The organism is Bacillus sp. BB081, assembly GCF_008368895.1.
In the GTDB taxonomy this organism is placed as follows: Bacteria; Bacillota; Bacilli; order Bacillales; family Bacillaceae_G; genus Bacillus_A; species Bacillus_A wiedmannii.
In genome coordinates, this window is the sequence record NZ_QOZX01000005.1 from 21,366 (window position 1) to 43,151 (window position 21,786).

25 protein-coding genes are annotated in these 21,786 nt (G+C 35.1%); 13 read left to right on the forward strand and 12 right to left on the reverse strand.

All coding sequences use genetic code 11. From position 1 onward, the window contains the following. Positions 1 to 3 precede the first annotated feature (3 nt). Positions 4 to 1,185: an MFS transporter gene (locus DN394_RS03065; RefSeq protein ID WP_097994538.1), complete on the reverse strand. Its 1,182-nt coding sequence runs from the start codon at positions 1,183 to 1,185 to the stop codon at positions 4 to 6. Between the two features lie 152 nt (positions 1,186 to 1,337). Here DN394_RS03065 and DN394_RS03070 point away from each other — a divergent pair, with 152 nt between their 5' ends. Both DN394_RS03070 and DN394_RS03075 read left to right on the forward strand, forming a co-directional pair. After that, on the forward strand, positions 1,338 to 1,787 hold the full coding sequence (locus tag DN394_RS03070) for a MarR family transcriptional regulator (protein WP_002006951.1): 450 nt from the start codon (positions 1,338 to 1,340) through the stop codon (positions 1,785 to 1,787). Positions 1,788 to 1,915: 128 nt separating this feature from the next. After that, on the forward strand, positions 1,916 to 2,770 hold the full coding sequence (locus DN394_RS03075; RefSeq protein ID WP_097917911.1) for a patatin-like phospholipase family protein: 855 nt from the start codon (positions 1,916 to 1,918) through the stop codon (positions 2,768 to 2,770). Between the two features lie 111 nt (positions 2,771 to 2,881). Here the strand turns inward: DN394_RS03075 and DN394_RS03080 are convergent, their stop codons facing one another. After that, positions 2,882 to 4,183 carry an NCS2 family permease gene (locus tag DN394_RS03080; RefSeq protein ID WP_149293594.1) on the reverse strand — a complete coding sequence of 434 codons (1,302 nt, stop codon included), beginning with the start codon at positions 4,181 to 4,183 and terminating at the stop codon, positions 2,882 to 2,884. A 201-nt stretch (positions 4,184 to 4,384) separates the two neighbouring features. Between DN394_RS03080 and DN394_RS03085 the strand changes: the two genes are divergently transcribed. The 3 genes from DN394_RS03085 to DN394_RS03095 all read left to right on the forward strand — a co-directional run bounded on the left by DN394_RS03085 (position 4,385) and on the right by DN394_RS03095 (position 6,438). Further along, positions 4,385 to 5,251, forward strand: a complete 867-nt coding sequence (locus DN394_RS03085) for an SDR family oxidoreductase (RefSeq protein WP_088082147.1) — start codon at positions 4,385 to 4,387, stop codon at positions 5,249 to 5,251. 68 nt (positions 5,252 to 5,319) lie between these two features. Continuing rightward, positions 5,320 to 6,084, forward strand: a complete 765-nt coding sequence (locus DN394_RS03090; protein ID WP_046960268.1) for a L,D-transpeptidase — start codon at positions 5,320 to 5,322, stop codon at positions 6,082 to 6,084. A 102-nt stretch (positions 6,085 to 6,186) separates the two neighbouring features. Continuing rightward, on the forward strand, positions 6,187 to 6,438 hold the full coding sequence (locus DN394_RS03095; RefSeq protein WP_000834190.1) for a hypothetical protein: 252 nt from the start codon (positions 6,187 to 6,189) through the stop codon (positions 6,436 to 6,438). A gap of 33 nt (positions 6,439 to 6,471) precedes the next feature. Here the strand turns inward: DN394_RS03095 and DN394_RS03100 are convergent, their stop codons facing one another. From DN394_RS03100 to DN394_RS03140, 9 genes are all read right to left on the reverse strand, one after another. Beyond that, the gene (locus DN394_RS03100; RefSeq protein WP_001115398.1) at positions 6,472 to 6,687 is read right to left on the reverse strand and encodes a DUF1540 domain-containing protein; all 216 of its coding nucleotides are present in this window, start codon (positions 6,685 to 6,687) and stop codon (positions 6,472 to 6,474) included. 72 nt (positions 6,688 to 6,759) lie between these two features. Then, positions 6,760 to 7,212 carry a thioredoxin family protein gene (locus DN394_RS03105; protein WP_098706845.1) on the reverse strand — a complete coding sequence of 151 codons (453 nt, stop codon included), beginning with the start codon at positions 7,210 to 7,212 and terminating at the stop codon, positions 6,760 to 6,762. 12 nt (positions 7,213 to 7,224) lie between these two features. Beyond that, positions 7,225 to 7,644: a disulfide formation protein C gene (locus tag DN394_RS03110; RefSeq protein ID WP_000532270.1), complete on the reverse strand. Its 420-nt coding sequence runs from the start codon at positions 7,642 to 7,644 to the stop codon at positions 7,225 to 7,227. Between the two features lie 164 nt (positions 7,645 to 7,808). Beyond that, the gene (locus tag DN394_RS03115; RefSeq protein ID WP_001195461.1) at positions 7,809 to 8,057 is read right to left on the reverse strand and encodes a YhdB family protein; all 249 of its coding nucleotides are present in this window, start codon (positions 8,055 to 8,057) and stop codon (positions 7,809 to 7,811) included. Positions 8,058 to 8,177: 120 nt separating this feature from the next. Further along, positions 8,178 to 8,687: a PCYCGC domain-containing protein gene (locus DN394_RS03120; protein WP_088294119.1), complete on the reverse strand. Its 510-nt coding sequence runs from the start codon at positions 8,685 to 8,687 to the stop codon at positions 8,178 to 8,180. A 45-nt stretch (positions 8,688 to 8,732) separates the two neighbouring features. Beyond that, positions 8,733 to 9,842: a GerAB/ArcD/ProY family transporter gene (locus tag DN394_RS03125; protein ID WP_097917912.1), complete on the reverse strand. Its 1,110-nt coding sequence runs from the start codon at positions 9,840 to 9,842 to the stop codon at positions 8,733 to 8,735. Positions 9,843 to 9,858: 16 nt separating this feature from the next. Continuing rightward, complete coding sequence (locus DN394_RS03130) at positions 9,859 to 10,941, reverse strand: Ger(x)C family spore germination protein (RefSeq protein ID WP_097994537.1); 1,083 nt, start codon at positions 10,939 to 10,941, stop codon at positions 9,859 to 9,861. Further along, the gene (locus tag DN394_RS03135; protein ID WP_097917914.1) at positions 10,938 to 12,455 is read right to left on the reverse strand and encodes a spore germination protein; all 1,518 of its coding nucleotides are present in this window, start codon (positions 12,453 to 12,455) and stop codon (positions 10,938 to 10,940) included. The genes DN394_RS03130 and DN394_RS03135 overlap by 4 nt, the downstream gene beginning before the upstream one ends. Before the next feature lie 125 nt (positions 12,456 to 12,580). Then, positions 12,581 to 13,177 carry a hypothetical protein gene (locus tag DN394_RS03140; RefSeq protein WP_141475224.1) on the reverse strand — a complete coding sequence of 199 codons (597 nt, stop codon included), beginning with the start codon at positions 13,175 to 13,177 and terminating at the stop codon, positions 12,581 to 12,583. A 237-nt stretch (positions 13,178 to 13,414) separates the two neighbouring features. On the opposite strand from DN394_RS03140, the gene DN394_RS03145 reads away from it, so the two are divergent. The 3 genes from DN394_RS03145 (at position 13,415) to DN394_RS03155 (ending at position 16,876) form a co-directional block, all read left to right on the forward strand. Then, positions 13,415 to 13,975, forward strand: coding sequence for a nitroreductase family protein (locus DN394_RS03145; RefSeq protein WP_097917972.1), 561 nt, complete (start codon positions 13,415 to 13,417; stop codon positions 13,973 to 13,975). Positions 13,976 to 14,089: 114 nt separating this feature from the next. Next, positions 14,090 to 15,505: a stage V sporulation protein SpoVR gene (gene spoVR, locus DN394_RS03150; protein ID WP_001202707.1), complete on the forward strand. Its 1,416-nt coding sequence runs from the start codon at positions 14,090 to 14,092 to the stop codon at positions 15,503 to 15,505. Between the two features lie 108 nt (positions 15,506 to 15,613). After that, positions 15,614 to 16,876, forward strand: a complete 1,263-nt coding sequence (locus DN394_RS03155) for a neutral/alkaline non-lysosomal ceramidase N-terminal domain-containing protein (protein WP_098208782.1) — start codon at positions 15,614 to 15,616, stop codon at positions 16,874 to 16,876. Positions 16,877 to 16,997: 121 nt separating this feature from the next. Here DN394_RS03155 and DN394_RS03160 read toward each other — a convergent pair whose 3' ends face one another. Further along, positions 16,998 to 17,468, reverse strand: coding sequence for a MarR family winged helix-turn-helix transcriptional regulator (locus DN394_RS03160; RefSeq protein ID WP_097917917.1), 471 nt, complete (start codon positions 17,466 to 17,468; stop codon positions 16,998 to 17,000). Between the two features lie 84 nt (positions 17,469 to 17,552). Between DN394_RS03160 and DN394_RS03165 the strand changes: the two genes are divergently transcribed. The 5 genes from DN394_RS03165 to DN394_RS03185 all read left to right on the forward strand — a co-directional run bounded on the left by DN394_RS03165 (position 17,553) and on the right by DN394_RS03185 (position 21,772). Beyond that, positions 17,553 to 18,137, forward strand: a complete 585-nt coding sequence (locus tag DN394_RS03165) for a DUF3238 domain-containing protein (protein WP_149293595.1) — start codon at positions 17,553 to 17,555, stop codon at positions 18,135 to 18,137. Positions 18,138 to 18,271: 134 nt separating this feature from the next. After that, positions 18,272 to 18,856 carry a DUF3238 domain-containing protein gene (locus tag DN394_RS03170; protein WP_149293596.1) on the forward strand — a complete coding sequence of 195 codons (585 nt, stop codon included), beginning with the start codon at positions 18,272 to 18,274 and terminating at the stop codon, positions 18,854 to 18,856. 208 nt (positions 18,857 to 19,064) lie between these two features. After that, positions 19,065 to 20,729, forward strand: coding sequence for a CoA-disulfide reductase (gene cdr / locus DN394_RS03175; RefSeq protein ID WP_149293597.1), 1,665 nt, complete (start codon positions 19,065 to 19,067; stop codon positions 20,727 to 20,729). 130 nt (positions 20,730 to 20,859) lie between these two features. Beyond that, positions 20,860 to 21,123 carry a metal-sensitive transcriptional regulator gene (locus DN394_RS03180; RefSeq protein WP_000456206.1) on the forward strand — a complete coding sequence of 88 codons (264 nt, stop codon included), beginning with the start codon at positions 20,860 to 20,862 and terminating at the stop codon, positions 21,121 to 21,123. A 73-nt stretch (positions 21,124 to 21,196) separates the two neighbouring features. Beyond that, a complete protein-coding gene (locus DN394_RS03185) occupies positions 21,197 to 21,772 on the forward strand; it encodes a sulfurtransferase TusA family protein (RefSeq protein ID WP_149293598.1) in 576 nt (191 codons plus the stop codon). Positions 21,773 to 21,786 lie beyond the last annotated feature (14 nt).

Genomic DNA, 21,786 nt, shown 5'->3' on the forward strand with positions numbered 1-21,786 from the left:
TCTCTATTTTGCTTTTTGTACAGCCTGAAAACATATCATTTTCATTGTGCATAAAATGATAAATAGAAATGTAATTGCACCTAGGAAGAAAATCCAAAAGTAATTTTGATTAAATACAAGAAATCCACCTACAAGTGGCCCTGTGCCCATACCGAGATAGCGGATGAAGTTGTACATACCGATGGCTGTTGCGCGTTCTTGTACGAATTCTTCCGTTAATAAAGTAGTGTGAGTTGGCATAGAAAGTCCCATGCTAAAACCGTATAAAGAGGTGCCGATAATGATGAATGGGATGTTGATGCTATATGTGAAAGAGAATAAAGTGACACATATAATATTGAAGAAACTAGTAGTGAATAAAGCTTGCTTTGTCGTGAGGCTTTTTTGCAAAAACTTGTAGCAATAACATCCTAACATGATGGAAAGGGACATTGGTACAAATATAAGACCAATTTTACTTATAGTTAAGTGAAATAAATTTGTTAAAATACTCGGTAAAAAAACGAGGAAGCAAAAGTAAATACAAAATTGAATAAAGCCAATAAGAGTAATAGAAAATCCAGTTTTATTTTTTAAGATAAACGAGTACTTCTTTTTTGCTTGCGGTTGCTTAATTACAGTTGGTTTTGTTTCTGGAAGTAGTGAAATGTTTATAATTAATAAGAGAATGCCAAGTATAGATAAAAACAGAAATACGGATACGTGGCCATTTATACTGCCGAGATAACCACCAATGAGAGGGCCAATCGCAGGTGCGAGAGCAAGTAACATTTGATAAAGGCTCATTGCTTCTCCGCGTTCTTTTCCTTCAAATAAATCGCCTATAATCGTTGCTGCGACTACAGGTATAGCCGCTATTCCTATAGCTTGAACAGTTCTAAAAAATAGAAATAAATAAACGTTCGCCGAAAAAGCACATCCGATTGAACCAATTGTACTAATGATTAAACTAGGGATAAGGATAGATTTTCTCCCTTTTGTATCAATTAAAGGTCCATATATGAGCTGCATAATTGCAAGAACGAATGTGAATAGTGAAACTGTTAAATTTACTAGATAAAGAGAAGTGTGAAAAGAAGCTTGAATCATAGGCAAAATAGGTGTGTAAATATTTTGAGCGAAGGAACCGAGTAAGGCACTCATACAGACAACGTATAAAATGAAATGTAGTTTGGATTTTTTCATTATGTTAACCTCCTTGTATTTTAGTTTCCTTGGAAACTAAATTTATTTTAACATAATTTTCTCACTTGTAAATATGAAAAAATGATTTTAAAATGGTATATAGTTAAATTGTTTCTTTGGAAACCTAGGGGGCGAACGGATTGGAACGTACAATGAAACAAGTGGAAATACTTTCGGACATTCGTACACTTTTGCATAAAAAAGAAGAACATTTGAAAGGGCAAAATGAGAAGTTTCTTCGTGAAACAGGTATAAGTGGTATGTCTTTATCTGAACTACATGTGATCGAGTGTATCGGAAAAAATGCTCTGATGAATGTAACTGCTATTACGACAGAAATGGGGATGACGAAGGGGGCAATCTCTAAAATTTGTACAAAGTTGTTTCAAAAGCAATTCGTTGAGAAGATGCAAATGTTAGATAATCAAAAAGAAATTTTCTTTCGCTTAACAGAAAGCGGAAATGAAATATATAAAGCTCATGATAAATTGCATAAACAAGCTGAAGAAAAGTGGCTGTTACTTTTAGATGGATATACGAAAGAAGAGCAAGATTTTATTCAAAGGTTTATAAAGGATGTCTCCGGTCATTTGGAAATATAATTGGAAGAAAAAACTCCTTCATTTCAAGACTTTTGAATATAATTTCTAAAAGAACTCATATATAATAGAAAAAGATACTTAACATGGTGAATAATTAAAGAGTCAATATATAAAGAGGAGAGAATAACATGCTTGAAAATACGGGGTTAGTATTAGAAGGCGGCGGTATGCGTGGTGTATATACGGGCGGGATATTAGAATACTTTATGGAACAAGATTTATATTTTCCATATGTAATCGGTGTATCAGCTGGTGCTTGTCATGCAGCGTCGTATCTTTCCAGACAAAGAAATAGAAATAAAACGGTCAATATTGATTATGCATCACACCCACAATATTTATCATATAAAAACTTATGGAGAAAACGTCAGCTATTTGATATGGATTTCATTTTTCATGAGATTCCAGAAAAGCATGTACCGTTTGATTTTGAAACATACTTTAATAGCCCAGAGCGTTTCCTTGTAGGGACGACGGATTGTGAAACAGGAAGGTCTATTTATTTTGAAAAAGAAGGAACGAATGATGATGCACTAAATTTATTACAAGCATCTAGTTCATTACCTTTCATTGCACCAGTAGTAAATTACCGAGGTAAGCAATTGTTAGATGGCGGGATTTCTGATCCGATTCCAGTTCGTAAAGCACAGGAAGATGGGTTTAAAAAATCAGTCGTTATCTTGACGAGAAACCATGGTTATGCGAAGAAAAAATCAAAATTTGGCTGGATTGCATCGAAAGCTTATAAAAAATATCCGAACCTTGTTAACACGATGTTGAATCGTTATGAAGTGTATAATGAAACACTTCACTACATTGAAAAAGAAGAACAAGCTGGGAATTTATTTGTTATTCGTCCGGAAGTGCCGCTTCAAGTAGATCGTATGGAAAAAGATACAGCAAAACTACAAAATCTATATGAGCAAGGCTATGAAGATGCAAAGAGACAGTTTGCAGATTTACAGTCGTTTTTACAAAAATAAGTATTAGGCTGTGGAGAAGACTTTCGTATGATTGTTGCAAAAGGAAAGTAGAGCATCGAATTCGATGCTCTACTTTTTTATTTATGAAAAAATCCCTCTTTATGAGGGATTTTAATGTGGTAAGAAAACTAATTGATAAGCGAACAAGATTCCGAATACATACACAAGTGGGTGAACAGAACGGAATTTACCTTTTGCGACTTTCATAAGTGGGTATGAAATAAATCCAAGTGCGATACCTGTTGCGATACTTGATGTAAGTGGCATGCTTAATATTACTAAGAATGCTGGGAATGCTTCATCAAATGCATCCCAATCAATGTGGCGAACTGATCCCATCATAAGACTACCAACGATAATTAATGATGGTGCAGTAATAGCTGATACACCAGAAACAGCACTTACTAATGGTCCGAAGAATGCTGCTAGTGCGAATAAAACAGCTACTGTAACAGTTGTTAAACCAGTACGACCACCAGCTGCAACACCAGCAGATGATTCAATGTAAGCTGTTGATGGTGTTGTTCCGAACATAGAACCGATTGTTGCTGAGAATGAGTCAGATAGAAGAGCTCGTCCAGCTTTTGGAAGCTTTCCGTCTTTCATAAATCCACCTTGTTGAGCAACGCCAAGTAATGTACCTGTTGTATCGAATAATGTAACAAGGAAGAATGAAAATACAACGCCGTATAATCCGTAGTTAATTACATCAGATACAGCAGTCATTGGATTGGAAACGATGATTCCTTCTGGTAATCCAGGCATTGATGTAACGCCGTTTGAGAATGTTAATTGTCCTGTGAAGTAAGCGATAATACCAGTTAATAGCATTCCAATAAATAGTGCACCATTTACATTTAAAGACATAAGGACAATTGTAATTCCAAGTCCAGCTAATGCTAGTAGTACTGGAGCAGAGTGAAGATCACCAAGTCCAACTAAGTTTGCTTCATTTTTTGTAACGATACCTGTTAAACGTAAACCGATAAAGGCGATGAAAAGACCGATACCAGCAGTAATTGCATGTTTTAAGTTTTCAGGAATTGCTTCCATTAATTTTGTACGGAAAGATGTGAATGATAACAAAATTAAAATCATACCTGCTACGAATACAGCAGAGAATGCAATTGCGAAAGTCATGCCTTCATGAGCTTTTACAACAGAGTAAGAGAAGTAAGCATTTAATCCCATACCTGGTGCAATTGCGATTGGTAAGTTTGTAAAGATCGCCATAAATAATGTTCCGACAACAGCAGCGATAATTGTTGCTGTAAATGCTTGTTCAAATGGAACTCCTGCATCTCCAAGGATGACAGGGTTTACGACAATGATATATGCCATTGTTAAGAAGGTAATAATACCTGCCATAATTTCAGTTTTAATAGAAGTTTTATGTTTTGAAAGGTTAAACATATAAACATCCTTTCTGTTTACGAATGATTTTCACAACAGTTATATATAATATTCGTTTTTTAACTATTTTGCAATAGTTTTGCATAAAAAGTTTATAACAATTCATATTTTGTGTCTTAAATTCGAATATTAATCGTAAACCGATGTGCGAATTTCAGTTTTTATTGTGCGCATTATAAGGAAAAGGAGTTGAAAGAAGCTATGCCACAGCAAAAAAACTTTGTAACAATGCCTGCGCAACATCAAAATAAACAGCCTGGTATTGAATCATTAATGAATCCACTTCCGCAGTTTGAAGATCCAAATTATAAAGGAAGTGAAAAGTTAAAAGGAAAAAATATATTAATTACAGGAGGAGACAGTGGGATTGGAAGAGCTGTTTCCATCGCTTTTGCAAAAGAGGGAGCAAATATCGCGATTGCTTATTTAGATGAAGATGGAGATGCAAATGAGACGAAACAACATGTAGAACAAGAAGGGGTAAAGTGTGTGTTGTTGCCGGGTGATTTAAGTAATGAACAGCATTGTAAAGATATTGTCGAAGAGACCGTTCGGCAGCTAGGTAGTTTGAATGTCTTAGTAAATAATGTCGCGCAGCAATATCCGCAGCAAGGATTAGAGTATATTACAGCAGAACAGCTAGAAAAGACTTTTCGTATTAATATTTTTTCTTATTTTCACGTTACGAAAGCAGCACTTTCTCATTTAAAGCAAGGCGATGTCATTATAAACACGGCGTCTATCGTTGCATATGAAGGAAATGAAACGTTAATTGATTACTCGGCAACGAAAGGAGCAATCGTAGCTTTTACAAGATCACTTTCTCAGTCGTTAGTGCAAAGAGGAATTCGTGTAAATGGTGTTGCGCCGGGACCAATTTGGACACCACTTATCCCGTCAAGCTTTGATGAGAAGAAAGTCTCTCAGTTTGGAAGCAATGTCCCGATGCAAAGACCTGGTCAACCATATGAATTAGCGCCAGCATACGTATACTTAGCGTCTGGCGATTCATCCTATGTTACCGGACAAATGATACATGTAAATGGGGGCGTTATTGTAAATGGATAGTTTTCATTTATAAGAGCAAAGTAAAGCTAATTCCACTTATTATATTGAGCGCTAGGGGAGGGATATAGATGAAAAAATTATGTTTCGTCATACTATTATTTTTCATCCTACCGGTTAGTGCTTTTGCTGATACAGATCATCTAATATTAGTGAATCTTACGACAAACCAATTATCTTTTTTTGAAAATGGAAATTATACAAAGACATTCCCCGTAACAACTGGAAGAGACCGTACACCTACGCCTGAAGGTAGTTTTTGTATTATAACTAAATTTAAAAATAAAGAATATCATCGAAAAAAAATAGCTGGGGGTGCACCGAATAATCCTCTCGGTACGCGTTGGTTAGGTTTGGATAAAAAGGAGTACGCGATTCATGGAACAAATCGGGAATGGACGATTGGAAGCCGAGAATCGAATGGCTGTATTCGCATGCATGACAGGGATATACAATGGTTATATGACCGAGTCCAATTGCAAACAAAAGTGATCATTTCTCGTTTTCATACGAGCCCCGAATATGAAGCGAATAAGCTTGGTTACCGCGTTGTGAGCTGGAATGGTCGTAAAGTAGAAGAAGAGCAAATTGGCATGCTTACGTTAGTAGACCGTGCCGATATATATTGGCAAGAACCAAATGGGCAGTTAACAAAAGTGAAAACGGTATTGCCAAACGAAAGATATCCAGTGTATTCAAAACGAAAAGATGGAATATATTATATAGGAAACAATTTGTATATTGTGGATGAAACAGGAGAAAAAATTCGTTATGAGCAAATTCCTTCTTCGGTTTTAAGTAATATATATAAACGGAAATATAATGTTCCGTTATAGGCTACCGTATTATAGACGGTAGCTTATTTCTACTTCGAGTTTAACTGCAACTATTGTATTTTGCTGAATATAATACAGTACAGATAGGGGGACGGTTACATTATGAAAAGTGAATTTGCTTTTAAAATTTTCTTAGTAACGACCTGTTTATTTATCGTGTATTTGTATGCGTTTCTCGTTTTTTCTTTTTATGTTCCATATGTTGATTTAATATTGTTCTTCGGATTTATTTGGGCATTTGTGAAAGCAAGAGAAGGAGAGAAGAGTATATATCGGCGCATTACCTTATGTGGGACAGTTGTTCTCGTTATTTTGTACTTTTTTATCATGCATGATTTTTGGAGAGGAATGTAAAAAAGCATACGAGTACTCGTATGCTTTTTTTGTTTAATATTTTGGCTTAAATGTATGACAACAAGTCTCTACACTCGTTGTTACAGAACTTTCTAACGTCTCGTTTGTTAAAACCGCGCTTGTATATGAATCATTTGTATCCGAACCAGTTTCTTGTGCATCTGGTTGAACAATGATTGCACTTGCTTGACAAAAGTTACCTTGTCCCCAAAATGAGCAATTGGAAACAGAACATTTCACTTCTGGCATAAAACCCCCTCCTTATACATTAGTTTGGGACTTTATGCCCATTTCATGTGTAGAAGGAGTTTCCTTTTCTCGTTATTTCTTCGTTTGCTCAAGCCATTCTTTTAATTTGTCTTTCGGTTGTTCACCACTAATACGGCTTACTTCTTTGCCATCTTTAAAGTGAATGATTGTTGGAGTTCCTTTAATTTTATATTCATCCCAAGGAGCATCTAGTTTTTCAATATCCATAACTTTCATATCAACGTTCAAGTCTTTAGCCATTGGTACTACGACAGGAGATAGCTTTTGACAATGAACGCAAGATGTTTGATAAAAGTATACTGTTTCTTCTTTGTTCTCTTTTAAATTCTTTTGAAGATCTGAAAGAGAGATTTTGTTTGCATAGTAGTCAGGGCCATTTGTCTTACTTTCAGTAGCATTATCAATTTTTTGGCTAGTAGCATTTTTTTCTTCCATTTGTGTGACAGCGAAAATTGCTGCAAACAGGGCGATAATAATACCACCAAATATAAGCATTTTTTTCATGGATTCATCTCCTTATTTGTTTTTTATTACAATAAAACTACATACAGCGATTGTAATAAAGCCGATAAGTGCTAAAAACGGGATTGTAATAAAACCAAACCAGTTTATAAATTCTCCGGTGCAAGGTACACGGCCGCAAGCTGCCCCAGCTGCTGAAAATGCAGCGACTTTTTGAATTGCATAGTGATATAAAGAAATACAAGCACCAATACTTGCAATTGGTAAAGAATAACTTGCGATGCGATAATCTTTCTTTGCTACAGCGATACCAAGCCATAAAACGAATGGATACATAATAATACGTTGATACCAACAAAGTACACAAGGCTCAAATTTCATGATTTCGGAAAAATAAAGACTTCCTAGTGTAGCGATAAAAGAAGCTCCCCATGCGGTAAGTAAAGCATATTCTTGCTTTTTTTCTCGTCCCATATTTTATACCTCTCTTATAATAGTTACATACTAAATTATAGTATGAAGTGGCACAGAAAAGAAAGAAAAAATATGTTTATCAATAAAAGTTTTATAAGGAAAAACTTTTATTGATATCGATATTTAAAAAAGCGCCATTCTCCTGAAGAGAATAGCGCTATATTTTACATTTGAATTTGCTCTACTTCTTCTATATGTGACTTTTGGGATGCGTGGTCAATATATTGAAATAGGAGCTGCAATTGTTTATCAACTTCTGGCATTTCTTTACTGTATTGATAAGCGTGTAAAAAATGTTCAATACGCTTAGAAAATAGTTGATCGTTCGTTTGAACCATAAGAACGAGTAATTTATCCCAATTACAGCTATATGTGTAATAGAGAGCTTTGTCATAGTCGTTATATGTTTGCACTGTGTACCCTCCTTACTGAGGAGTTATATATAGTGTGTGACAAGTAAGGAGAAATACACTTGAAAGAATTTGTTAAGAAAAAAAGTGAATGAAACGAAAAAACGAGGTGTATCCTCGTTTTTAAGCTTTTGGCATTGGCGTAGGTGTTGGTTTTCCATATCCTTCTTTATACTTATTGTCAATATAGTTGCGAATTTCCAGCGTTGATTTTCCTTTTTGTTTCATCGAAGCAGATTCAACTGCGATTTCTAGGCAATTGACGCAAGTCGTTGCATGGGAATCCCAAACAACTTCACCATTCTTTTTAATTTCACGAATAAAGCAATTTTTATTATTTTTATGTCCTACACTCTCACCGCAACCGCAGTAACATGGAATCCAATCTAATAGCTCTGCATTTTGCCCAGCGACAGTGTATATATCTTTCATTTGTGGATCAAGCTTGTCTAGGAAGGTAGGAAGTGTGTCGACTCCTTTTGTTTTTTCTTGAATGTCAGCTTGTTGAGTATGCGATGCGTGGTCATGCTCTTCTTTTGATTCAGATGATTTTTTTTCGTTTGTACCAGTGCTTCCGCAACCAGCAAGAATTAAACTCAGTACTGCAAGTAAAGAAAATACATATTTCTTCATACGCTTGTCCCCTTTACAAATGTATTAATCAAATTGTATCAGAGATTACGATGTGTCGGGTGAAGATTTTTTCGACCGATTTTTGAAATGCCATCGTAGTGAATGGAATAGAAATAAAATTGGGATATAAGCGTATACAATATATAAGCCAGCTTGAGACAGTACCGTATTTAATGCATTGATACTTTCGCGGTTTGTGAAAAATAAAGAAGCTATAAAGACGATGAAAATAAAAAATGGTAATGTAAATTTAAATGAAATATGAAAGGAACGCTTCATCGTTTGACAAGATGACCAAATGGTTAAACAAAGGTTTGGCAAAATAATTAAAAACCAAACGAAAATAATAATGTATTCAAAGCGTTGAATGAAAGGGACTTTAATTATTTTTAGCATCGTTAAAGTAGGCCATATAGTACGATTTAGTTGTCCCTCGCTATAATACATAAAGGACACGATGGCTAAAACTACATAAATTAAGGTACTAAAAACAATTCCTGCATGGGCCCATCTTTTTAAAGATTTTCCTTTTTCAATAAATGGATAGAAGATAAGGATTGTTTCAAAACCGAGAAATTCTAATGCAGATTGTTTTGCCGATATAAGTATGTCAAAAGGTGAATGTGTAAAGATGGGTAAAATATTACGGAAATGTGCATATTTCATTGGATAAATTAAAAAGAATACAACGAAAATAGGAAGAATGACTCCCCAAAAGCATATTCCTGTCACAGAGCGAAATCCGCCTTTTATAATGTAGTAAGTCACTAATAAAAACATAAGGGTAAGTTTCCATAATTTAATGGTAGGGAAAATCCAAACTTGTATTACTTCCATATATGTACGAAGAACAGTAAGGCAAAATAATAAGCAATAAAGAGTGAAAATTACAGAAAATATGGATCCAAGCCACTTTCCAAAGCTTGTTGTATGAATGCTAATTAAATCTCCGTCTTTTTCAAGCATTTTTAGCATACAAAACAGTACAATATGAGTTGCAAACCCCGCAATAATAAGAGAAATCCAAGCATCATAACCTGCATTTTTTAAAATTACACGTTGATATCCGAGAATTCCTATTCCGATTTGAAGAGAATGCAGTAAAATAAATGCAAAATATGGAGAGACTGTTTTTGTTTTATTCATTGTATTCATTGCTTATTTCACCTCACTATTCCCCGATTCCGGATTGAACAATATTAATATCTAAATTTACATCCACAGCTATATTTTGATACATATTTCGAATTTGTTTTATATTCCATTTTCTCGTATGACTTCTAATTTCATCGCGTATTCCTAAAGGGTCAATTTCCTTTTCTTGAAATTGCTTGATTAACCTTTCACAGTCTTTTTCAACATTTCGCTCAATTTGTTTTTTTATATAATTGATATTTGTTTTTTTTCTTAAATCAATCCAATTAGGAGAGTTTTTAATTAATCCATCTAATTTTAAATGAATTTTTACTTTTGGTATGTCGCCAGTTTGATCTATATCATATTTACTTTTCCCAGCTAAATCTTGTATGACAACCATGCCTTTATGTTTATTCTTTTTTATAGCTGCTTCGTAACGTCCATTTTTCGTAGGATTAATAAGTAATTTTGTTAAAACAGAATGTCTTTTATCTGTATACATGACCACTTTATCGTCTTTTAAGAAAGCAAGTCCTTTGACAACGACGGAATGATTAGCGTCCGTTTCAATATATGGGGCATAGGCATCACATACAGAAGAATAGTAATTATATAAAAAAACGTTCAATGAGGTTTGTGGAATGTTCTCATTTCGTATATTTTGCTCGAGTAAATCAACAATGGATAATGAACCATTTTGTTTTCCATGATTTAAAAGATCTTCAGCTGACCCATCTACAATTGCTAGTTGTATATCACGCCCAATATTTGGATCACGTTGTAAGTTAGTAATAATTTCCCCCATTCCTCGTTCTCCTAGAGTTTTTCCAAATAGGACGACACGCATTTGACCTACAACAACATTGTGAGGAGATTTCGCATTTAATCGTGAAGCAATAGTTTCAAGTGAACGGGCAGATGTTGATTGAGTTTCTGGTTTAGACTTTACACCATGTGTATATTCTGGAAATAAGATAGTTCCTTGGAATCTTTTGTTTTTTGTGATGTCAAATCCAGCGACATGAATAATACGCTGCGCATCCACTATATACGTTTGTGTACAGCCGGTTTGTAGAAAAAAGAAGATAATGATAAGGTGCAATAAGAATTTTTTCATTGACCATCACCATCACGTTTTTGCTTCGCTTGGTTTGGATTATAGCGCCATTTAGATTTTGGTCTAAGAAAAGAAGGCCTTTGTGCCGTTTGGCTAAATGGTAAGCGGAAAAAACCTTCTGCTGCACCTAAACCACGAAATGGATATAAAGGTAATAAATAAGGTGATCCAAGTGACTTTAATTTAATTAAATGAGCTAAAATAAATACAAATCCGACAATAAGACCTAATCCTCCGAATGCACCGGCTAAAAGAATAAGTGGAAATCGTAACAAACGGATAGTAGAAGACATCTTTACAGTCGGTGTTGTGAAAGATGCAAGGGCAGATAAAGCAACTGCAATTAATAAGATCGTACTCGTTAAAGCAGCTTCAACAGATGCTTGCCCAATTACAATTCCACCAACAATCCCAATTGTTTGTCCGACTTTTGTGGGTAAACGTGCTCCCGCTTCACGCAGCAATTCGATTGTAATTTCTAAAAAAAGTGCTTCTAGAATAGGCGGGAAAGGTACGTTAGCTCTCGAGAAAATAATAGGACCAAGTAAATCGGCAGGAATCATTTGATAATGATATGTTAAAGCTGCTGTATAAATGGCAGAGGAAAAAAGAGAAAATATAGCCCCGAAAAAACGAATGATACGAAAGAATGAACCAATCATCCACGGTAAATAATAGTCCTCTGGCGAAATAAAAAAATCTAGTAACGTTGTTGGGCCTGATAAAGCATAGGGAGAGCCATCTGTTAAAATTAAAACTTCCCCGCTAATTAATGCAAATATTGCTCGATCTAATCGTTCTGTAGGTAGTAGAACAGGAAAAGGTGAATTGCTATTATCACTAATAAATTGCTCAATCATAGTCGCATCAAACGGGACATCAAAGTCAATGTCTTCTAGCCGTTGTATTGCGGTGTTGATAAATTGTTCATTTGTAACTCCTTCTATATAAGCAACTGCTACTTTCGTTTTTGACATAGATCCGACGGTAACTTCTTTAAAAATGAGTTGCTCTGTTACGATATTTCGGCGTAATAAGTGTATATTTGTATCAAGGTTTTCAACGAAACCAACTTTAGGACCAATTACACTATACTCATTTTCTGTGTCATTATATAACCGTTTTCCTAAAACGGTACTCTCTGCACGAATTAAGGCATATTGATCGGGATTCGAATTGCTTTTTAAACGTATTAATATATATCCACCTAATAATTTTTCGCGAATATCATTAATAGAAGGAGAGGTAATGATATCTTCAATAGACACAATATTATATAAATCAGAGATATTTTGAATGTGTTCTGCCTTCTTTTTTATAGGAGTTAAAATGAATTGTTTAATAATAAGTGCTTCCACGACAGATTTATAATAAAACAAGCATAACGTTTCATCTTCAAGTATGTTATAAGAAACAAAGTCGGTAGATTCTTTCATGGTGTATATAAATTCTGGAATAGAACAAATTGTTTTTGTAGTAGTCTTTTTAGATTTTTTAGATGATAAACGAAACATTTTCTCACCCCTAACATATATCATTTACTTGTGTTAGTTTTTGGGAAAGACGGGAATTTATACTTGAAAATTGAAAGTTCATAAAGAAAAGGAAGAGTATTGAAAATCTCTTCCTTTTTGGTGTATTAATTTGTTTTCTTTTCCTTAATAGACTTTACTAATTTAATCATTTCTGCTCGTACATCTTCTTTTTTTACATTTAATTTTTCAGCAATTTGTTTCATATCCATTCCGTCTTTTTTCATTTTTAGCACATCATCAAGGGGAGTATTACTTTTTTGAGAGATTATTGTTAATACCGTGAGCTGACGTAATCCGATATTATATTCTTTCATTTTTTGCTTTAGTCCGTCTGGTGTAGATTTTTGCATATTTGCTAATTCTTGCAATAGTGCTTTTTTTGTTTCTTTATTCATATGATGCTTTTTCAACTTACTTGGATCTACACCGAAATGCTCGGCTGTTGTCTCCCAAGATTTATTTTGCTTATAGTAAGCTAAAACGTCTTTCATTTCTTTTTTACTCATTTTTGCAATGTGGGCAGCTTTCCAAATTTCATGTTTGTTATAGCCGAGTTTTTCGAGCGACTGCATTTCTTCTTCTGAAATTGGTTTATGATGATGGAATGTTACTTCTTTTGGCGTGGCAGCGGAAGCAGGGAAGGTAGATATCCCGCATAATAATGCTGCCATAGTCATACTTACTACGATTTTTTTGTACATGTAAATTCCTCCTAGATAGATAATGTGGAAAACTGTACACATATCATTTCCATAAAATGTGAAAAACTTGTGAACAAGCTAAGTTTTTTTATTCACAGTATGAAATGATGTTTTGAAAGTTTTCCAACATAAAACATTGATTAATAGTAAAAAACTAGGGTATAATCGAAATTGAAAATCAATATCAATAACAAACGTATACATATAGATGAAAATAAGGGAGAGAAAAATATGACTATGACTACATATACTTCCATCGCAAATGTGATTAAAGAAAGACGTTCTGTTCGTACATTTACAGATAAAGCAGTAGATAAAGAGTTATTAATTGAATTATTAAACGACGCAACGTGGGCACCGAATCATAAACACCGTGAACCATGGAATTGTAAATTATACATTGGAGAAGGCCGCCAGAAATTAGTAGATGCAGTATTAAACTCTTTCACAGAAGAAGAAAGAGCGAAACGCGGTAAAATTTTATCAGATCGTTTCTTAAGCACGCCTGCACAAATTGTTGTTTATATTAATGAAGATCCACGTCAAATTCAACGCGACGAAGATTACGCTGCAACATGTGCATTTATGCAAAACTTCCAACTGCTTGCTTGGGAACGTGAGTTAGGTTGTGTTTGGAAATCAGGCGGATTAAACTACAATCCATTATTTATAGAAGGACTTGGTTTAACAAGAGGTCAACGCATCGTTGGAATTCTTCACATTGGCTATTTCGATAAAGCACCAGAAGGAAAAGCTCGTACACCGATTACGGAGAAGATGGAGATTATTGAAGGGTAATAGATGAGACATTCTCGTTTTTATGAGGATGTCTTTTTATTATGCAATCAATCCTCATGAAAGCTTGTTTCCAATCATACACTTTCTTAAGGGAAAGTGTAAGGAGGGAAAATAATGAGAGCAAGTGACGATAAAGCACTGCAATATGCGATTGCGGAAATTACGGAAATTGCGACTGGATTTGGGCTTGATTTTTATCCGATGCGTTATGAAATATGTCCAGCGGAAATTATTTATACATTTGGTGCATATGGGATGCCGACGAGGTTTTCACATTGGAGTTTTGGAAAACAATTTTTCAGAATGAAATTACAATACGATTTAGGTCTTAGTAAAATATACGAACTCGTTATTAACTCTGATCCATGTTATGCCTTTTTATTAGATACGAACTCGTTAATTCAAAACAAATTAATTGTAGCGCACGTTTTAGCACACTGTGACTTCTTTAAAAATAATATTCGTTTTTCAAATACGAAGCGAGATATGGTAGAAAGTATGTCTGCAACAGCTGAACGTGTGAAAGCATATGAGCATAAGTATGGAAAGGCAGAAGTAGAGACATTTTTGGATGCCGTACTTGCTATTCAAGAGCATATTGATCCATCGCTTATGCGTCCGAAACTTGCGTGGAGTATTGAAGATTTAGAAGAGGATGTAGAAAAGAAAAGGATATCACAGTACGATGATTTATGGAATTTAGATGATCGAAACAAAAAGAGAGAACGACCTAATATGCATAAAAAGAAGAAAATTCCGCCGCAACCAGAGAAAGATTTACTACTCTTTATTGAAGAATATAGCCGTGAGCTAGAAGATTGGCAGCGCGATATATTAACGATGATGCGCGAGGAAATGTTATATTTCTGGCCGCAGCTTGAAACGAAGATCATGAACGAAGGTTGGGCTTCGTACTGGCATCAACGCATACTCCGTGAAATGGACTTAACATCTTCTGAAGCGATTGAATTCGCAAAGCTTAATGCAGGTGTAGTTCAACCATCAAAAACAAGCATTAACCCATACTACCTGGGTATTAAAATGTTCGAAGATATTGAAGAACGCTACAATAACCCGACAGAAGAAATGAAGCGACGCGGTGTAAAACCAGGGTCTGGTCGTGATAAAATCTTTGAAGTACGCGAAATTGAATGGGACGTATCGTTCTTAAGAAACTACTTAAATAAAGACCTCGTAATGAGAGAAGATATGTACTTATTCCAGCGCCAAGGAAAAGAATATAAAGTAATAGATAAAGAGTGGGAACATGTACGTGATCAGCTCGTAAATATGCGTACAAATGGTGGCTTCCCGTACTTAGTAGTAGAAGACGGAGACTACTTAAAGAACGGAGAATTGTACATTAAACATAGTTACGAAGGAATCGAGCTCGATTTAAAATACTTAGAAAAGGTATTACCATATCTTCATCAGCTTTGGGGAAGAACGGTGCATATGGAGTCCATTGTGGAGAGTAAGGGCGTAGTATTTTCTTATGATGGGAAGATGGTGCATCGGAAGTATGTGTGATGAAAAGAACGGACATAGAATGCTATGTCCGTTCTTTTTTATTTGGAACAAGGTCAAATATGCTATTCTTGAAAAAAGGGAATTACATAGAGAAATGGAGCGATTCAAATGAGCAGAATAGGGGTATGCAAGGTGGAGATTACGCCGCCTGTCGGGATTGATTTTGTCGGATACCATAGAGAGACCGGAATAAATAATATTGAAGAGCGTATTTATGGGACAGTTTTTGTATTTGAAAAAGATGAAATGAAAACTGTGTTTATAAGTATTGATAATATTGGGATGTTAGTAGAAGATACGAATATGATTCGTGAGCGAGTAGCGAGTAGGCTTCATGTGCCATTTGAGCGAATAACAGTTGTTTATACACATACACACTCTGGTCCGGAAACTGTTGGTGAGCAACCTTTAGTAAAGTCGTATAAAACGATTTTAGTAAATAATGTAGTGCAAGGTGCTGTTACTGCGAATAACAATTTGAAGTTGTGCGAAGTTGGATGGGGTGTTACGACAGGTGATATTGGTGTCAACCGAAGAGAGAGAACATCTGATGGAAGAGCGAAGATGGGAACAAATATAGAGGGTGTTGTAGATAAACGAATTGGCATGTTAGCGATAAGAAATGCTGAAACGAAGGAGCTATCTGGGATTGTAGTATTTTGTACTGCGCATCCGAATGTTTTAAAAGGTGATAGCGATGTATTATCAGCGGATTATCCTGGAATGACGAGGGAGATTCTTGAGAAAATAGTAAATTGCCCTGTTATTATTGTGCAAGGAGCTGCTGGTAATGTAAATGCGAAGTATCGCGGTTCAAGGGAAGCAGTAAAGCAAATGGCTTACACAGTTAGTGGACATGTATTAACGATGTTGCCAACAGTTACATATAGCCCAATTGTAAATTTAAGAACAGTTTCGAGTACGATGCAAATGAAGTTGAAAGATATTCCTGAAATGAATGAGATACGAAGCATGGCTCAATTGGCGGAGAAGCAGTGGGGTGTGAATACGGATAAATGGCTTACTATCGTTTTAGAGAAATATAAGCAAGGTATTCGGCAGTTACGTATTGATTTAGAAGTTCAACTGTTTCAAGTTAATGATGGTATGTTCGCTGGTATACCACTGGAACCTTTTTCAGAAACTGCGTTAGAAATGAAAGAAAGTCTTCAAAATGAACTAGCTTTCTTTGGTGGATATATGAATGGATATATTGGTTACTTACCGACAAGGGAAGAGTTTGAATATGGTGGATATGAAGTGGAATTAAGCCCTGTTGTGTATGGACCGGTTACGAATTTATTGATGCCACCGGGGGAGAATACTGCGGAGTTGGTTGCGAAGAGAGTTATGGAATTATATAACGCGTAAAAAATATATTCAGTAGAATAAAATTTAAAGAAATTAATGATTTTTAATACAGCTATAGAAAACGAATCCATTTTGAAAAAGAATAATCAAAATGGATTCGTTTTTTATATGGAGTTTTTGTTTACCAGACAGGTCGTATATTTGATGATAACTTCTCTGTATTTTCTTTAGTAACGAATGTTGTTAAATCTTCTTTTAGCATTTGCATTCGTTCTGTACCTATGTTTTCAATCCATCGCTGCTCTATTTCAGCTACTATTTCTTCTTTTGCTTTCATTACTGCTAAACCACGTTCGGTTAAAATAATGATTTTACCCCTTTTATCAGTAGGGTGTATTTTACGTGTAACGTAGCCACTATTCTCAAGAGAATCGACCATTTTACTTACAGCTTGCTTAGAAACCCCTAAATACTCAGCTAGTTCTATACCAGTCGCTCCATTAGGAAGAATGCGTTTAAACATAAATCCATGTGCTGGTCTAATATCCTCAAATCCCAATTCACTTAATCTGTCATGTAGCTCAGTAATTAATGTACTAAAGGATAATGATAAAAGTGAAGTAAGATCTAACTTGTTAAATGTTTGATCCATGTATATAACCTCCGCGCTTGTAGTCAATTAAGTTGACTATATGTAATACCTATTGTATAACATTAGAATCAATGGAGGTTTCACATGGTTAATATCGTAAAAATTAGAGGGAGTGTCTTTGCACCATATGCATCGTTGGAACCTATTAAGGATCCTGCAACAGGAAGATCATTTGAATATGCTGGAGATGCACGTGAGTTTACACCATACGCTGTGAACGCAAAGCGTTCAAGATTAGAACAAGAAGTGAATATTGATTTTTATAAAAGAGAAATTTTCACATATGCAGATGCTTGTATCGTCACAGTGAAGATTACAAATCCAGATGGCTCAATTGAGTATCAAAAGGGAGAAACAAGTACAGAAAATATTGTATGTACTAATATCGTATGGGGCGAGGATGAAGTTTCATTTGAAATGAGAGCAAGTGCAAGTAATCCGTTAAATGCGGCAGCACCTGCAGCTGATTATTTGTTGGCTATACGAGTTAATAAAAATGGTACTGTGCATGTTGAAGGTGTACATGATGGTTTCCCTTGCTATGAATTTTATAAACAAGTAGATTTTGGTTCGTTTGAATTAATATATACACATGATTTTAGAGAAACAAATGATACTCCAGCAGCACTAGCTGGAGAGATGGAATATAACTTTAAAATGACAGTCTAAACGTAAATATAGCACTATTTTTTAGAAGGAAGTAGAAAAGTAAAAGAGAAATCTATTGGTTTTAGGATTGAAATTATGGCTTGTTTTATTTAATAGTATTCAGTATCTAAAATAAAATTATAGAGGTGTTTCTTATGACTAATATCGTAAAAATTAGAGCCAGTGTCTTTATTCCAATTTCTTGGACAGAAGCTAAGAAGGATATGGAAACAGGAAAAATAATTCAATTCGAAGGTGATTCGCGTGAATTTACACCACATGCGGTAAATACGATGCGCTCTAGAGTTGAGCAAGAGGTAGTAGTTGATTTCTATAAAGAAGAAGTGTTTTCATATGCGAACACGGGTATTACGACCGAGAAGGTTACAAGTCCAGATGGTTCTGTGAGTAAAAGAACAGGGAAAGCAAGTACAGAAAATATTGTGTGTACTAATATCACATGGAATTCTGACGGTGTGCAATTCAAAATGAGTGCGAGTGCAAGTAATCCATTAAATGTATATGCGCCTCCTGTGGATTATGTATTAAATGTATGTGTGAAAAAGGACGGCAGTATTGATGTTCAAGGAGAGCATGATGGTTTCCCTTGTTTTGAATTTTATAAGCAAGTAGATTTCGGTTCATTTGAAAAAATATATACACATGATTTTAGAGAAACTGGTGATACAGCTATAGCATTAGGTGGAGACATGGATTATAGTTTTACAAAGAAATTATAGGAAGTATGACAATGGAGCGATTGCTTGCTTCATTCGTGAAGAACTTGGAGATGTCTAAGTTCTTTTTTATTTGTTTCAAATTTGTGAAAGAAAGACATATTGATTGAAATTACATTTTTTATAATTTATCATATACCCATACAGGTATAGGTTTCGTGTATGTGATATATGAGAAAATTCAATAATAAATAAGATGGAGGTTTGAAATATGTCTAGAAAAATTATAGTAGTAGGTGGAGTTGCCGGCGGGGCATCAGTAGCTGCAAGACTTCGTCGTTTAAGTGAAGAAGATGAAATTATTATGGTGGAGCGCGGTGAATATATTTCATTTGCAAATTGTGGATTACCATACTATATTGGCGATGTCATTACAGAAAGACAAAAATTATTAGTACAGACTGTTGAAAAGATGTCTAAGCGTTTTAATTTAGATATACGTGTATTGAGCGAAGTCGTACAGATTAATAAAGAAGAGAAAACAATTACTATAAAGAATGTAACGACAAATGAAACATATAACGAGGAATATGATGTGTTAATTCTGTCACCAGGAGCAAAACCAATTGTTCCACCTATTCCAGGTATTGAAGAAGCGAAGGCGTTATTTACGTTACGAAATGTACCTGATACAGATCGTATTAAAGCATACGTTGATGAGCAGAAACCAAGTCATGCGACGGTTATTGGTGGCGGATTTATTGGCGTGGAGATGGTTGAAAATTTAAGAGAACGTGGAATTGATGTTACGCTTGTAGAGATGGCAAATCAAGTGATGCCACCAATCGATTATGAAATGGCAGCATATGTACATGAGCATATGAAAAATCACAATGTTGAGCTTGTTTTTGAAGATGGTGTAGATGCATTAGAAAAGAGCGGGACTGTTGTACGTTTAAAAAGTGGTTCAATTATAAAAACAGATATGATTATTTTAGCAATTGGTGTACAACCAGAGAGTAGTTTAGCGAAGGATGCAGGATTAACCCTAGGAGTTAGAGGAACGATAAAAGTAAATGAAAAATTTCAAACGTCGGATCCACATATATATGCAATTGGTGATGCGATTGAAGTGAAAGATTTTGTTACTGAAACAGAAACGATGATTCCTTTAGCGTGGCCGGCTAATCGTCAAGGTCGTATGTTAGCAGATATTATTCATGGTCATACGGATTCTTTATATAAAGGTACGATGGGAACTTCTATAGCTAAAGTTTTTGATTTAACAGTTGCTTCGACGGGAGTAAATGAGAAAATATTAAAACGATTAAATATACCCTATGAGGTAGTACATGTACAGGCAAATTCGCATGCGGGATACTATCCGAATGCTACGCCAGTGCTAATAAAATTAATTTTTAATAAAGATAGTGGAAAAATTTATGGAACGCAGGCGTTAGGACGTGACGGTGTAGATAAGCGTATGGATGTTATCGCAACAGCCATAAAAGCAAATTTAACTGTAATTGATTTGCCAGATTTAGAATTATCATATGCTCCGCCTTATTCTTCTGCAAAAGATCCGGTAAACATGGTAGGGTATGCGGCAAGTAATATAGTGGATGGTTTTGTGGACACAGTACAATGGCATGAAATAGATCGTATTGTTGAAAATGGTGGATATCTTATTGATGTTCGAGAGCCTAATGAACTAAAGCAAGGAATGATTAAAGGCTCTATTAATATTCCGTTAGATGAATTACGTGATCGTTTGGATGAAGTGCCGGTAGATAAAGAAATATATATTACTTGCCAACTTGGTATGAGAGGGTATGTTGCAGCGCGTATGTTAATGGAAAAAGGATATAAGGTAAAGAATGTAGATGGTGGCTTTAAATTGTATGGGACAGTATTACCAGAACGTGTTGTATATTAAGGTTTCACTTCTTGTTTTGTGAACATATAAGATAAACATTAAAAATAGGGGTTTGCAAAATACCCTATAGGGTATAATATATTGTCATAAGTTATAAATGGTGACATAATGGTAATGAGGTGATTATACAATGGAATATAATCAAGATATGAAAAATAGATTGAAACGTATTGAAGGGCAAGTTCGTGGTGTACTTCGTATGATGGAAGAAGGAAAAGATTGCCGAGAGGTTATTACACAGTTAACGGCATCTCGTTCCGCACTTGATCGTACAATTGGACTTGTTGTGGGAACAAATTTAGAGCAATGTTTGCGTGAGCAGTTTGAAAGCGGTAATGGTTCAAATGAAGAGTTAATTAAAGAAGCTGTTCAATTACTTGTAAAAAGCCGATAATCTGTCAAACATAAGTGTTGACAGATTTTCAAAAACATTTTAATATACCCCTACAGGTATATGTATATAAATTATGGAGGAATCGACTATGAGTATAAAAGTGGATATGAGTTTAGATTGTAAAGGTTTGGCCTGTCCGATGCCGATTGTGAAGACGAAGAAGGCGATGGAAGGTTTGACATCAGGGCAAGTGATTGAAGTTCAGGCAACAGATAAAGGGTCTACTGTAGATATACAAAGTTGGGCGAGTAAAGTAGGTCATCAGTACATCGGGACGAAACACGAAGGAGATCTATTGATGCATTACGTTAGAAAAGCACACGAGCATGAAGTGAATGAAGTAGTGAAATATCCTCATACGATTACGAATTCGGAATTGGAAGAGATATTATTAAGTGGTGAAGAGTGTATTGTAGTAGATGTTCGTGAAGAGGCGGAATTCGCTTTTGGTCATATTCCCTCAGCCATTTCGGTGCCGTTAGGAGAATTAGACAGAGCAGCATTAGATCAGGCGAAGCAAATTTATGTTGTTTGCCGAACTGGTAACCGTAGTGATGTAGCTTGCCAAATGTTGAAAGATAAAGGGTATTCAAATGTGACAAATGTCATTCCAGGTATGTTAGAGTGGCAAGGGGATATAGAGAATTAAATTTTTTTAAACGA